At 67.6% G+C, this 253-nt stretch carries 1 protein-coding gene; it reads right to left on the bottom strand.

From position 1 onward, the window contains the following. Window positions 1-242: acyl-CoA dehydrogenase family protein (locus NCR39_RS27725; RefSeq protein WP_350029701.1), on the bottom strand; the 242-nt coding region annotated here is incomplete at its 3' end. Window positions 243-253: the final 11 nt, after the last annotated feature.

The raw sequence follows: 253 nt of genomic DNA, 5'->3' as shown, positions 1-253 counted from the left end.
AGCCGCACCTGCTCGCGCAGCAGTTGCGGCAGCGTGAGGCCGAGTCCGCCGAATTCGATCGGCACCGTGGCGCGCAGGAAACCGGCTTCGTGAAGATCGCGCAGGTCGTCGGAGAAGAAGCGATTCTCGCGGTCATAACCGGCGGCGCGCTGGCCGATCGCATCGAGCAGCGCGTCGGACAGCAGATGCGAGGCATCGCCCGGCGCGGGCGACGCGATGACGGGTTCGAGTACGGCGCTCATCGAAACTCTCC

This window comes from Caballeronia sp. ATUFL_M2_KS44, assembly GCF_023630965.1.
GTDB lineage: Bacteria > Pseudomonadota > Gammaproteobacteria > Burkholderiales > Burkholderiaceae > Caballeronia > Caballeronia concitans.
This window is presented reverse-complemented; position numbering and strand designations above follow the sequence as displayed.